Origin of the sequence: Rothia sp. 27098_8_161, from assembly GCF_041432905.1 — a bacterium.
Taxonomy (GTDB): Bacteria; Actinomycetota; Actinomycetes; order Actinomycetales; family Micrococcaceae; genus Rothia.
The window spans coordinates 1-13,549 of the sequence record NZ_JAPWAL010000016.1 but is presented as its reverse complement, the minus strand read 5'-3'; the positions used below and the strand labels follow the sequence as shown (position 1 = coordinate 13,549).

The 13,549-nt window shown below is 52.9% G+C and carries 8 protein-coding genes and 2 rRNA genes; all 10 read left to right on the top strand.

Annotated elements, in window-relative coordinates:
• Positions 1 to 82: 82 nt before the first annotated feature.
• The 10 genes from O3648_RS06310 to O3648_RS06265 all read left to right on the top strand — a co-directional run bounded on the left by O3648_RS06310 (position 83) and on the right by O3648_RS06265 (position 13,524).
• On the top strand, positions 83 to 1,507 hold the full coding sequence (locus tag O3648_RS06310; protein ID WP_279741972.1) for a CCA tRNA nucleotidyltransferase: 1,425 nt from the start codon (positions 83 to 85) through the stop codon (positions 1,505 to 1,507).
• Positions 1,508 to 1,697: 190 nt separating this feature from the next.
• Positions 1,698 to 2,003: a 30S ribosomal protein S6 gene (rpsF, locus tag O3648_RS06305; RefSeq protein WP_279741973.1), complete on the top strand. Its 306-nt coding sequence runs from the start codon at positions 1,698 to 1,700 to the stop codon at positions 2,001 to 2,003.
• Between the two features lie 95 nt (positions 2,004 to 2,098).
• On the top strand, positions 2,099 to 2,731 hold the full coding sequence (locus O3648_RS06300; protein WP_279741974.1) for a single-stranded DNA-binding protein: 633 nt from the start codon (positions 2,099 to 2,101) through the stop codon (positions 2,729 to 2,731).
• Between the two features lie 83 nt (positions 2,732 to 2,814).
• Complete coding sequence (gene rpsR, locus O3648_RS06295; protein ID WP_004005948.1) at positions 2,815 to 3,051, top strand: 30S ribosomal protein S18; 237 nt, start codon at positions 2,815 to 2,817, stop codon at positions 3,049 to 3,051.
• A gap of 20 nt (positions 3,052 to 3,071) precedes the next feature.
• Entirely contained in the window at positions 3,072 to 3,524 is a 453-nt protein-coding gene (gene rplI / locus O3648_RS06290; protein ID WP_279741975.1) for a 50S ribosomal protein L9, read from the top strand.
• A 319-nt stretch (positions 3,525 to 3,843) separates the two neighbouring features.
• Positions 3,844 to 4,149 carry a hypothetical protein gene (locus O3648_RS06285; protein ID WP_279741976.1) on the top strand — a complete coding sequence of 102 codons (306 nt, stop codon included), beginning with the start codon at positions 3,844 to 3,846 and terminating at the stop codon, positions 4,147 to 4,149.
• A gap of 646 nt (positions 4,150 to 4,795) precedes the next feature.
• Positions 4,796 to 5,602, top strand: a complete 807-nt coding sequence (locus tag O3648_RS06280; protein ID WP_279741977.1) for a class I SAM-dependent methyltransferase — start codon at positions 4,796 to 4,798, stop codon at positions 5,600 to 5,602.
• 741 nt (positions 5,603 to 6,343) lie between these two features.
• Positions 6,344 to 7,699 carry a replicative DNA helicase gene (gene dnaB, locus O3648_RS06275; RefSeq protein ID WP_371569121.1) on the top strand — a complete coding sequence of 452 codons (1,356 nt, stop codon included), beginning with the start codon at positions 6,344 to 6,346 and terminating at the stop codon, positions 7,697 to 7,699.
• A gap of 898 nt (positions 7,700 to 8,597) precedes the next feature.
• Positions 8,598 to 10,126: ribosomal RNA gene (locus O3648_RS06270) — 16S ribosomal RNA — on the top strand.
• Between the two features lie 306 nt (positions 10,127 to 10,432).
• Positions 10,433 to 13,524 (top strand): 23S ribosomal RNA (locus O3648_RS06265).
• Together the 16S and 23S rRNA genes form the textbook arrangement of a ribosomal RNA operon.
• Positions 13,525 to 13,549: the final 25 nt, after the last annotated feature.

Here is a 13,549-nt window from a genome sequence, read left to right as displayed (position 1 = left end):
GGGGTGAGATAGCTGTCTTTGATGGGGTGTTGTGGGTGTGGGGTGGGCGCATGGGTGGTTTTTCTGGCACGATTAAAGGATTATGTCGCTGATTATTGATGTTGTGTCGAAGTACCCGGATGCCGCCGAGCTGGGAGAACTGTACCGTGCAGAGGGTTTTGAGCTGTACTTGGTGGGCGGTATTGTCCGCGATAATCTGCGGGTTGAGGATGGTCTCTTCACCGATTTTGATTTGACGACGGATGCTACTCCTGAGCAGAGCGAGCAGATTCTACGTGGGTGGGGTGAACATACATGGGATATCGGCAAGGAGTACGGCACGATTAGTGCGCGTAAGAATGGCGTGGTGTATGAGGTGACCACGTACCGTGCTGAGGTGTATGTTTCGGATTCGCGTAAGCCGACGGTTGAGTTCGGTACGGATTTGAGCGCTGATTTGGTGCGTCGTGATTTCACGATTAATGCGATGGCGGCGGCTTTGCCCAGTGGTGAGGTTGTTGACTTGTTTGGTGGCGTTGAGGATTTGCGTGCGGGTGTTTTGCGTACTCCGCGCTCGCCGGAGGAGTCTTTTTCTGAGGATCCGCTACGTATGATGCGTGCGGCTCGTTTTGCTGCGCGTTTTAATCTTGAGGTTGCCCCGGAGGTTTTCGAGGCGATGCGCGAGATGGCTGGCCGTATTGAGATTATTTCGGCTGAGCGTGTACGTGATGAGCTGGTGAAGCTGATTGAGGCGGATTATCCGCGGGTGGGTTTGAACCTGCTGGTGGATACGGGTCTGGCGGATTATGTGTTGCCGGAGCTTCCTGCTTTGCGTATGGAGATTGATCCTGAGCATCACCATAAGGATGTGTATGAGCATTCGTTGAAAGTGATGGAGCAGGCGATGGAGAAGGAGACGGGTGAGGATGGTCCGTGTCCGGCTCCTGATTTTATTCTGCGTTTTGCGGCCTTGATGCACGATATTGGTAAGCCGAAGACTCGTAAGTTTGAGAAAGACGGTTCTGTCTCGTTCCTGCACCATGAGGTGGTGGGCGCGAAGATGGTGAAGAAGCGTATGCGTGCGCTGCGTTTTGATAATGACACGATTAAGGCTGTGGCTCGTCTGGTGGAACTGCATATGCGGTTCTATGGTTACCGCGAGTCAGGTTGGACTGATTCTGCGGTGCGCCGCTATGTGCGTGATGCTGGCGATCAGTTGGAGCGTCTGCATCGTGTGTCTCGTTCTGATGTGACGACTCGTAATCGTCGCCTGTCGCGCTCGCTGGCTGAGGCGTACGACGATTTGGAGCGTCGCATTGCTGAGTTGGCTGCTCAGGAGGAGCTGGATGCGATTCGTCCGGATCTGGATGGCGGTCAGATTATGCAGATTCTTGGTATTGCGCCGGGCCCTGTGGTGGGTGAGGCGTATAAGTTCTTGTTGAATGTGCGTCTGGATGAGGGTTCGCTTCCTGAGGAGGAGGCGAAGGCTCGCCTGGTGCAGTGGTGGGAGCAGCGTCGGGAGGCGTAGCTTCTGCGGTTTATGGTACTGCATCGCATGGTTGAGGTCACGCGGTGCGGTACTGTTCTATCTGTATTTTCTCGTGTATTGTTAAGAAATCTATGCGTGTTCCCCACCCGGTGTGTTTCACGTATAGGGCACATTGAATCTCCTGCTATGGAAATCCCATAGCCGTTTAGCCCAAAGGAGGGGTTTAATCATGCGTGCATATGAACTGATGGTTATCCTCAGCCCCGAGGTTGAGGACCGTGCGGTTGAGCCGTCGCTGTCCAAGTTCCTCGAGATCGTGACCAACGATGGTGGTTCCGTCGATAACGTCGACATCTGGGGCCGTCGTCGCCTGGCATACGAGATCCAGAAGAAGTCTGAGGGTATCTACGCAGTGGTGAACTTCACCTCTACCCCCGAGACTGCAGCTGAACTCGATCGTGTTCTGAACCTGAACGAGTCCGTCATGCGTACCAAGATCATCCGCCCGGAGGATCAGAAGATCTCCAGCAAGTAGTTGTTTCTTTCCGGTCGGCTGACCCCCTAAAAATGTCAGGGGGTTGCGCTGTACTGGATTCAATATACTTGTAACTCTTATCGAGGAGGCATCAAATGGCAGGCGATACCGTTATTACTGTTATTGGTAATCTGACTGGCGATCCGGAGCTTCGTTACACCCCTGCGGGTGCGGCGGTTGCTAATTTCACGATCGCATCGACTCCGCGTACTTTTAATCGCCAGACGAACCAGTGGGAGGATGGGGAGACCCTGTTCCTGCGTGCGTCGGTATGGCGTGGTTATGCGGAGAATGTTGCAGAGACCTTGAAGAAGGGTACTCAGGTTATCGCGCAGGGCCGTCTGAAGTCCCGCTCGTACGAGACCAAGGAAGGCGAGCGTCGTACCTCGTTTGAGCTTGAGGTCGAGGAGATCGGCCCGACTCTGCGTTTTGCTACTGCTCAGGTGACTCGCGCACAGCGTTCTGCCGGAGGTAATAACTTCGGTGGCGGTGCGCAGGGTGGCTTTGGCGGTGGTGCTGGGTACAACGCTGCTGCTCAGGGCGGTTACTCCGCTCCTCAGCAGAATAATTTTGCTGCTGCTCAGGGTAATGGTTACTCTGGCCAGTCTGGCTACTCCACTCCGGCTGCTCCGGCGGCCCCTGCAGCTCCTGCTGCTGATCCGTGGAGTTCTCAGTCTGGTGGTAACTATGACTGGGGTAGCGGCGCCGACGACGAACCTCCGTTCTAAGCCGGTTTCGTTTTCCGAATAGTAATTTATCAATCCATCCCGCGGTTATCCGCCGCGGGCTCCCAACTCTAAGGAGCACCACGATGGCTAAGGCTGAAATCCGTAAGCCCAAACCCAAGCAGAACCCCCTCAAGGCTGCTGACGTCACCGTTATCGACTACAAGGACGTCGCACTTCTGCGCAAGTTCATCTCCGACCGCGGCAAGATCCGCGCTCGCCGCGTGACTGGCGTGACCGTTCAGGAGCAGCGCAAGATCGCTCAGGCTATTAAGAACGCCCGCGAAGTTGCACTGCTGCCCTACTCCGGCGCTGGCCGCTAAAGAGAAGGAGAGACAGTAACATGGCTAAGATCATTCTGACTCAGGAAGTTTCCGGCCTCGGTGCAGCTGGCGATGTTGTCACCGTTAAGGACGGTTACGCACGTAACTACCTGCTGCCCCGCGGCTTCGCTCTGACCTGGACCCAGGGTGGCGAGAAGCAGGTTGAGTCCATCCGCGCCGCTCGTGCGGCTCGTGCTAAGGCTTCTCTGGAAGAGGCTCAGGCAACTGCGGCGGCCCTGGCTGCTAAGTCGGTTGTCGTTGCACACAAGGCTGGCGCTGACGGCCGCCTGTTCGGTACCGTCAAGGCTGAGGCTATTGCTGAGGCTATTGAGGCTGCTGGCATTGGCTCCGTTGACAAGCGCACCATCCACCTGGGTTCCGCTATTAAGCGTACCGGTGAGTACAAGGTGACTGTCCGCCTGCACGCTGACGTTGTTGCTAACGTTGTCCTGGACGTCGTTGCTGCTGCGTAAGTAGGTTTTTAGATATTTGACGCTGGTGCTTTGATGCTGCGGCGTTGAGTGTCGGACGGGGTGTCCCTCTTCGTGAGGGGCACCCCGTTTGCTTTACCCTTTTAGATACAGAAAGTCGCAATGTTTCACGTGAGACATCGCGGTTTTTTTCGTTTATCGTGCTGATTGCGTAGATATTCCCACCCCTTAGGTCGGGGATTTTGATGGATTACCTCTATATGGGAAGTATCTTGAGACTTTCGGGGCATCCCAGACCGGTCTGCATATTCGACATTCTCTTTGCGCCCCATAGTCTGGTAGACACCGTAGACTGGTATACATGGCTCGATCTTTTTCACGTTTGTCTTCTAGCGCTCAGCTTCTATTCACGGGTGTGCTGTTGGAGTGCGTCAATTTGCTGCTGTGTGCTCTAGCGGTTATCCCATTTGCGGACGCTAATCTTGCTACTGCTCTTCTGCTTCTTTTGTTGGTGGTTGGCGGTCTTGTATCCAGTATTGCGTTGGTGTGTGCGCTAGTGGGTCTGGTGAAGTTTGGTCAGTACCGCGTGGCTAATATTTGCCTGGCGGTTATTTCTGTAGTGGCTAACCCGTTGGTGCTGCTGGGTCTGTATATGGCGGCTTATTAGCCCGGTTTAGAGACCAAAAACTGCACAATATCAAAGCTCTCAGGGTTCTGTTGGTTTTCTCCCAGCTTGTTTCCAGCGAAATTCAATCCTCCCATAAGGTTGGGGGTGTTTACTATAAGTGTTGGTTCGAGAGGACTGCGATGTGAATGTGTGTGTTTCGTGTAGCGGGGTCGCCCGCTAGCGAAAGAAGGATGGCAAGGCAAAAGCGCCTTGCCATTCTTCTTTTAATGCGACATGTAGTTTCGGTATGAAATGCGGGGTGCTGCACCTCGATTTTGAAGAAAAATCTATTCCCAGCTTTCTTGCAGCTTTAACCTACAGGGAATAAAGGTTTACGCGTAATACTTTATATAGATGGTTCGAGAGGACCATCAGAAAGTTGGACTTCCCTTGCGGAAGTGGCTCTGATTTTCGTATGTATGTGTGTGATGAGACTGGGGTTGGACTGAGAGGTCCAGCTCCAGTTTCTGTTTTAACCACCTGGATGACAGAGGGAAGCAGTGTTGCTGCCCTGGCTTTCTGAAGGTTGTCGGGTCGTGCGTCCAAAACTTTCGTGGATTCGTCTTTCTTTTGGGCGCCGTGCGGGTCTAGAATTGGGAAAGATAAATTTTGCATATTAAATACAAGTATTTAGGAGTTGTCTTCCGTGTCTAAGACCCCTTCCGTTCCCGGTACCGACCGCCCCGCTGAAAAGGCTGCCGGTCACTGGCTTCTGGCTCAGCTGGGCAAGAAGGTTCTGCGCCCCGGTGGCCGCGAGACCACCAATTGGCTGCTGGCTCGCGCTCTGGGTGGTGACATTGACGTCGTGGAGTTTGCGCCGGGCCTGGGTATTACCGCCTTGGAGATTGTGAAGCGTTCCCCCAAGAGCTACACCGGTGTGGATCTTGATCCCAAGGCTGCTGAAATCGTGACCGAGCGTATTGGTGCATCGACTAAGCCGAACTACCGTGTGGTGAATGCTAGTGCCCAGGAGACCGGTCTGCCCTCGGAGAGCTACGACGCCGTGGTGGGCGAGGCGATGCTGACCATGCAGACCGATAAGCACAAGCTGGAGATTATGCGTGAGGCGGCTCGTCTGCTGCGTCCGGGCGGCTACTACGCTATTCACGAGATGTCGCTGGTTCCCGATTACCTGCGCCCCGAGTTGAAGGAAGAGATCCAGAAGGATTTGGCGCGTACTATCCGCGTGAATGCCCGCCCGCTGACTGTTGCCGAGTGGACTGCTCTGGCGGAAGAGGCTGGCTTTGAGGTGCTGGATGTGTACCAGACCGATATGGCTCTGCTGGAGCCGAAGCGTCTACTGGCTGATGAAGGTCCCGCTGGCGTTGCGAAGATTGCGTTCAATCTGGTGCGTAAGCCGCAGATTCGTGAGCGCGTGTTGGGTATGCGCGGTGTGTTCCGCCGCCATGCCGACCATATTGGCGCTATCGGCATGATTCTGCGTAAGAAGTAAGAGAAGCTTATACAGCGAAACGGAGCCTTAGTATTCCTCGTTATGCGGGGGAATACTGAGGCTCCGTTTTCATTCGCTAGCCTGCTCTCACCAGGCATACTAGTACACAGTACCTCAGTCCCGCAGTGACTACGGCGCTGAGCACTAGTACCAGCATCAGCACTGGATACTGCACCAGTAGCAGACACTCACCCAGCATCTGCTTGCACCACAGCCTCCGAGTGCCGCACCACCCCCACCCATATACGCCCACGACACCGTACCGGCGAGCCTGTAGTAGTACAGCACTGCTGATACTCGCAGGTACTCAAGTACCATGGTGTGTGTTACAGGCAGCGACATACTATAGGTGTGTAGTAGCAGCACCGCCACCAGATGCGAGAGGGCATGCAATACAAGGAGAGAGAGAAACTTAAACATGGTCCGAGACCTGCTTTCATGACTAGTGCCCTCGACTCTGATATCGAGGGATCTACTAGGCACATAGCAGTGGCCTGGTTTTTGTGAGGCAGTCACGTCTGCTCAGCGATGAGGGCATGCGCTAAGGCACGGCAGCTGGGCGAGGCAATGCGCACTATGGATGGCGCGGCGCTCGCTGTTGAGAAGATTGAGGATTATCTGCGCGCTACCCATTAGGCGTGTATGTGTTTCGCGTGTGCCTTCGTGAGAAACTAGCATAGGAGTTCAGCAGAAAATGTTTCTGGAACGTCGTAGATATTGGATTGAAACGCGAGGATAAGCATGTCTGAAACTGCCATTGATTATGGTTCCCGCACTATGCCTCATGATGATGTGGCTGAGCAGTCGGTGCTCGGTGGCATGCTGCTGTCGAAGGACGCTATTGCTGATGTGGTTGAGAGCCTGCGTGCGTCTGATTTCTATAAGCCGGCGCACGAGACGATTTATGAAGCGATTCTTTCTCTTTACGGTCACGGTAGCCCTGCGGATGTGATTACGGTTGCTGATGAGCTGAAGAAGCGTGGTGAGCTGACTCGTGTGGGCGGTGCGTCCTATATTCATACCCTGATTGCGTCAGTTCCAACTGCTGCTAACGCTCAGTATTACGCTGAGATTGTTAAGGAGCACGCGATTATGCGCCGCCTGATTGAAGCGGGTACGAAGATCGCTCAGCTGGGTTACGCCAATGAGACTGAGGTCGATACTTTGGTGGATCAGGCGCAGGCTGAGATTTATGCGGTGACTGATGGTAACGCGAAGGAAGACTATGTATCTTTCTCTGAGGCGTTGGAGGAGACCATCAACGAGATTGATGCGAACTCGAACCGCCCCGATGGCGTGTACGGTGTACCGACTGACTTTATTGAGTTTGATGAGCTGACCGGTGGTCTGCACGGTGGCCAGATGATTGTTATTGCGGCTCGTCCGGGTGTGGGTAAGTCGACTCTGGCCCTTGATATTGCTCGTTCTGCCTCTATTCATCATCAGATGACGACTGTGTTTTTCTCGCTGGAGATGAGTCGTACTGAGTTGGCGATGCGTATTCTCTCTGCGGAGGGCAAGATTTCGATGGGTCGCCTGAAGAAGGGGGATTTGGATACTGAGGGTTGGACGAACCTGGCGACTCTGCAGGGGCGCATTGATTCTGCTTCTCTCTTTATTGATGATTCGCCGAATATGACTCTGATGGAGATTCGCGCGAAGTGCCGTCGCCTCAAACAGCGTAATGATTTAAAGCTTGTGGTGCTGGACTACCTGCAGCTGATGAGTTCGGGTAAGAAAGTTGAGTCGCGTCAGCAGGAGGTTTCGGAGTTTTCTCGTAGCCTGAAGCTGTTGGCTAAGGAGTTGGATGTTCCGGTGATTGCGCTGTCTCAGTTGAACCGTGGTTCGGAGCAGCGTACTGATAAGCGTCCGATGGTTTCGGATTTGCGTGAGTCGGGTTCTATTGAGCAGGATGCGGATATGGTGATTCTGCTGCATCGTGAGGATATGTATAACCCTGAGAGTGATCGCGTGGGTGAGGCGGATATGATTATTGCTAAGCACCGTGGTGGTCCGACTCGTACTATTCCGTTGGCGTTTAGCGGTAAGTACTCGCGCTTTAACAATATGGCGAATGATGCGCCTCCCCAGTACTAATCAGCTCAGCACTAACCGCCTCAGTACTAAGCTTTAGCACTCTGTAGCTGCACCCCTCTTCTTCTATTCCTTGCAGGATGGAAGGGGAGGGGCTTTTCGTATCTATAGGTATGGGCGCCCAAAATGAAGAGTTAGGAATCAAGCGCAGGGTATGGGAATAGGGGCTGCAGAGGGGCGCTGGAGGGTATTCTGCGAGGGTTTGAGTGGTTTCTTCTGTGGTTATAAGGTTTTTTAGAAGTTTTTTAAAGATTTTCTAGCACCCATAAAATACTTTGACTAGGTAGTTTAGTCTCTGGAAGGGTGGTTTAGACCCTTACAACGCCATGTTTGTGGTCTACTTCACCCTTTTTGAGGTTGCATGGGTGTTTAGGCGTCTGTATAGTTGTATGAGTCGCCGCGGCGAGGAGGAAAAAACGAAGAACTTCTTCGGTGTTTCTCCTAGTCGGAAGCGGTTTGAATGGCTTTCAATTGTATAGTGTTTTGGTTTCTTACTTGAAGGAAATCCGGGTTGCTTTGTTGGTGATGTTGGAGGATTTTAGGAAGGAAACTTTGTGGTGTGAATCACGAAAAACGGATTTGCATGACAAACGAAACGCTGGTATAGTTGATTGGGTTGCCGCGGGAACGCGGTAACGATGAAAATAACATGAATGACCGTTCAACGGTAAGGCTTGCTTGAAATAGTAAGTTGAGGTGTTGAATCGGTGTGTTGCTTGAGAACTCAATAGTGTGCTTTGTTCAATAAAATCACCATTATGGTGGTTGAAACTGAAACTAATACCAAATATTTATTTATATTTGATAATCATCAAATGGTTTCAAATTTAGTCAGCTTGAGTCACGCACCCCCGTGTGTGATTCGCTGTTTGAGATCAGATTATCAAGCTTTTCTATTTTTTCAACGGAGAGTTTGATTCTGGCTCAGGACGAACGCTGGCGGCGTGCTTAACACATGCAAGTCGAACGATGAAGCCTAGCTTGCTAGGTGGATTAGTGGCGAACGGGTGAGTAATACGTGAGTAACCTACCTTTAACTCTGGGATAAGCCTGGGAAACTGGGTCTAATACCGGATACGACCAATCTCCGCATGGGGTGTTGGTGGAAAGCGTTATGTAGTGGTTATAGATGGGCTCACGGCCTATCAGCTTGTTGGTGAGGTAACGGCTCACCAAGGCGACGACGGGTAGCCGGCCTGAGAGGGTGACCGGCCACACTGGGACTGAGACACGGCCCAGACTCCTACGGGAGGCAGCAGTGGGGAATATTGCACAATGGGCGCAAGCCTGATGCAGCGACGCCGCGTGAGGGATGACGGCCTTCGGGTTGTAAACCTCTGTTAGCAGGGAAGAAGAGAGATTGACGGTACCTGCAGAGAAAGCGCCGGCTAACTACGTGCCAGCAGCCGCGGTAATACGTAGGGCGCGAGCGTTGTCCGGAATTATTGGGCGTAAAGAGCTTGTAGGCGGTTTGTCGCGTCTGCTGTGAAAGGCCGGAGCTTAACTCCGTGTATTGCAGTGGGTACGGGCAGACTAGAGTGCAGTAGGGGAGACTGGAATTCCTGGTGTAGCGGTGGAATGCGCAGATATCAGGAGGAACACCGATGGCGAAGGCAGGTCTCTGGGCTGTAACTGACGCTGAGAAGCGAAAGCATGGGGAGCGAACAGGATTAGATACCCTGGTAGTCCATGCCGTAAACGTTGGGCACTAGGTGTGGGGAACATTCCACGTTTTCCGCGCCGTAGCTAACGCATTAAGTGCCCCGCCTGGGGAGTACGGCCGCAAGGCTAAAACTCAAAGAAATTGACGGGGGCCCGCACAAGCGGCGGAGCATGCGGATTAATTCGATGCAACGCGAAGAACCTTACCAAGGCTTGACATATACTGGACCGCATCAGAGATGGTGTTTCCCTTCGGGGCTGGTATACAGGTGGTGCATGGTTGTCGTCAGCTCGTGTCGTGAGATGTTGGGTTAAGTCCCGCAACGAGCGCAACCCTCGTTCTATGTTGCCAGCACGTTATGGTGGGGACTCATAGGAGACTGCCGGGGTCAACTCGGAGGAAGGTGGGGATGACGTCAAATCATCATGCCCCTTATGTCTTGGGCTTCACGCATGCTACAATGGCCGGTACAGAGGGTTGCGATACTGTGAGGTGGAGCTAATCCCTAAAAGCCGGTCTCAGTTCGGATTGGGGTCTGCAACTCGACCCCATGAAGTCGGAGTCGCTAGTAATCGCAGATCAGCAACGCTGCGGTGAATACGTTCCCGGGCCTTGTACACACCGCCCGTCAAGTCACGAAAGTTGGTAACACCCAAAGCCGGTGGCCTAACCCTTTTGGGAGGGAGCCGTCTAAGGTGGGATTGGCGATTGGGACTAAGTCGTAACAAGGTAGCCGTACCGGAAGGTGCGGCTGGATCACCTCCTTTCTAAGGAGCACATTTAGTTGGCCATGCTATCCGCGAGTGTCGGGTGGGTGGTTTTGCTCATGGGTGGAATATTGGTTTTGGGTTGGATGAGGCGCATTGTTGGGTTTTGGGGTAACACATGTGTGTTGTTCCTTTGTTTGCCTGGCATGGTGATGATGCAAGAGATTATTTTTGTGTTGTTGTTGTGTTGTGGGTTGTTGTTTGAGAACTATATAGTGGACGCGAGCATCTTCTGGAATTTGCGTTGAATCAATGCTTTGGTGTTGGTTTGATTGTTGATTTTAGATTCTTATTTTTCTTGATTGTGTGTAAGTTATTAAGGGCACACGGTGGATGCCTTGGCATTAAGAGCCGATGAAGGACGTGTGAATCTGCGATAAGCCTCGGGGAGCCGATAACTGGGCTGTGATCCGAGGATTTCCGAATGGGGAAACCTGGCTCATCTTCATGGTGAGTTACCACCAGCTGAATGTATAGGCTGGTTGGGGGGAACGCGGGGAAGTGAAACATCTCAGTACCCGCAGGAAGAGAAAATAATGTAATGATTCTGTGAGTAGTGGCGAGCGAAAGCGGAAGAGACTAAACCTGTGGTGTGTGATAGCGGTTAGGCGTTGCATCATGGGGGTTGTGGGAGTCACAGTGGCAGTTCTAACTGGCTGCCGGCATGATGTTCAGGATGGTAGGTGAACGACTTGGAATGGTCGGCCGTAGAGGGTGAGAGTCCCGTAATCGAAATTGTTCTGTCCGTGGTGTGGCCACCCGAGTAGCACGGGGCTCGTGGAATCTCGTGTGAATCTGCCAGGACCACCTGGTAAGTCTAAATACTTCTTAGTGACCGATAGTGAATCAGTACCGTGAGGGAATGGTGAAAAGTACCCCGGGAGGGGAGTGAAATAGTACCTGAAACCGTGTGCTTACAAGCCGTTGGAGCCTTTTGGGGTGACAGCGTGCCTTTTGAAGAATGAGCCTGCGAGTTAGTGTTATGTCGCGAGGTTAACCCGTGTGGGGTATCCGTAGCGAAAGCGAGTCTGAATAGGGCGTTTGAGTGGCATGACCTAGACCCGAAGCGGAGTGATCTATCCATGGCCAGGTTGAAGCGACGGTAAGACGTCGTGGAGGACCGAACCCACTTCAGTTGAAAATGGAGGGGATGAGCTGTGGATAGGGGTGAAAGGCCAATCAAACTCTGTGATAGCTGGTTCTCCCCGAAATGCATTTAGGTGCAGCGTTACGTGTTTCTTGCCGGAGGTAGAGCTACTGGATGGCCGATGGGCCTTCACGGGTTACTGACGTCAGCTAAACTCCGAATGCCGGTAAGTGAGAGCGTAGCAGTGAGACAGTGGGGGATAAGCTTCATTGTCGAGAGGGAAACAGCCCAGACCACCAACTAAGGCCCCTAAGCGTGTGCTAAGTGGGAAAGGATGTGGAGTTGCTTAGACAACCAGGAGGTTGGCTTAGAAGCAGCCATCCTTGAAAGAGTGCGTAACAGCTCACTGGTCAAGTGATTCTGCGCCGATAATGTAGCGGGGCTCAAGTACACCGCCGAAGTTGTGGCAATGATCTTTTTGGATTGTTGGGTAGGGGAGCGTCGTGTGGCCGGTGAAGCTGCGGTGTAAACCAGTGGTGGAGGCTATGCGAGTGAGAATGCAGGCATGAGTAGCGAAAGATGAGTGAGAAACTCATCCGCCGGATGATCAAGGGTTCCAGGGTCAAGTTAATCTGCCCTGGGTTAGTCGGGGCCTAAGGCGAGGCCGACAGGCGTAGTCGATGGATAACGGGTTGATATTCCCGTACCGGTGAAAAACCGCCCATACTGATATTGTGATGCTAACCATGCGAAGCATGATGTGCAGGCTTTTGTTTGTGTGTTGTGTGGGTTGTGGGGCCCGATCTTTGGAGGTAAACGTGTTAACAGGTGTGACGCAGGAAGGTAGCCAAGCCACGCGATGGTTGTCGTGGTCTAAGCGTGTAGGGTTGTCGGTTGTTAAATGCGCCGGCTGTGTGCCTGAGACGTGATGGGACCCTGTTTTTTGGGGGATTTGGTGATCCTATGCTGCCGAGAAAAGCATCGGCGTGAGGTTTTAGCCGCCCGTACCCTAAACCGACACAGGTGATCAGGTAGAGAATACTAAGGCGATCGAGAGAATCATGGTTAAGGAACTCGGCAAAATGCCCCCGTAACTTCGGGAGAAGGGGGACCTTGAGCGTGATGGGTACTTGCTGCCCGGAGCGTGTATGGGTCGCAGAGACCAGGGGGAAGCGACTGTTTATCAAAAACACAGGTCCGTGCGAAGTCGTAAGACGATGTATACGGACTGACTCCTGCCCGGTGCTGGAAGGTTAAGAGGATTGGTTAGCCTTTGTGGCGAAGCTGAGAATTTAAGCCCCAGTAAACGGCGGTGGTAACTATAACCATCCTAAGGTAGCGAAATTCCTTGTCGGGTAAGTTCCGACCTGCACGAATGGAGTAACGACTTCCCTACTGTCTCAACCATGAACTCGGCGAAATTGCAGTACGAGTAAAGATGCTCGTTTCGCGCAGCAGGACGGAAAGACCCCGTGACCTTTACTATAGTTTGGTATTGGTGTTTGGTTTGGCTTGTGTAGGATAGGTGGGAGACTGTGAAGCATGGACGCTAGTTTGTGTGGAGTCGTTGTTGAAATACCACTCTGGTCAATCTGGATGTCTAACTTCGGGCCATGATCTGGTTCAGGGACAGTGCCTGATGGGTAGTTTAACTGGGGCGGTTGCCTCCTAAAGTGTAACGGAGGCGCCCAAAGGTTCCCTCAGCCTGGTTGGCAATCAGGTGTTGAGTGTAAGTGCACAAGGGAGCTTGACTGTGAGACTGGCAGGTCGAGCAGGGACGAAAGTCGGGACTAGTGATCCGGCGGTACGTTGTGGAACGGCCGTCGCTCAACGGATAAAAGGTACCTCGGGGATAACAGGCTGATCTTGCCCAAGAGTCCATATCGACGGCATGGTTTGGCACCTCGATGTCGGCTCGTCGCATCCTGGGGCTGGAGTCGGTCCCAAGGGTTGGGCTGTTCGCCCATTAAAGCGGTACGCGAGCTGGGTTCAGAACGTCGTGAGACAGTTCGGTCCCTATCCGCTGCGCGCGTTGGAAATTTGAGAAAGGCTGTCCTTAGTACGAGAGGACCGGGACGGACGAACCTCTGGTATGTCAGTTGTACCGCCAGGTGCATGGCTGATTGGCTACGTTCGGGAGGGATAACCGCTGAAAGCATCTAAGCGGGAAGCCTGTTTCGAGATGAGATTTCCTGGCACTTTTTGGTGTGTGAGGCTCCTTATAGATGATGAGGTTGATAGGCCGGGTATGGAAGCGAGGACTGAAGACTCGTGGAGTTGACTGGTACTAATAGGCTGAAGGCTTACTTTTCAGGAAGTTGTTTGTTGTTTGCGTT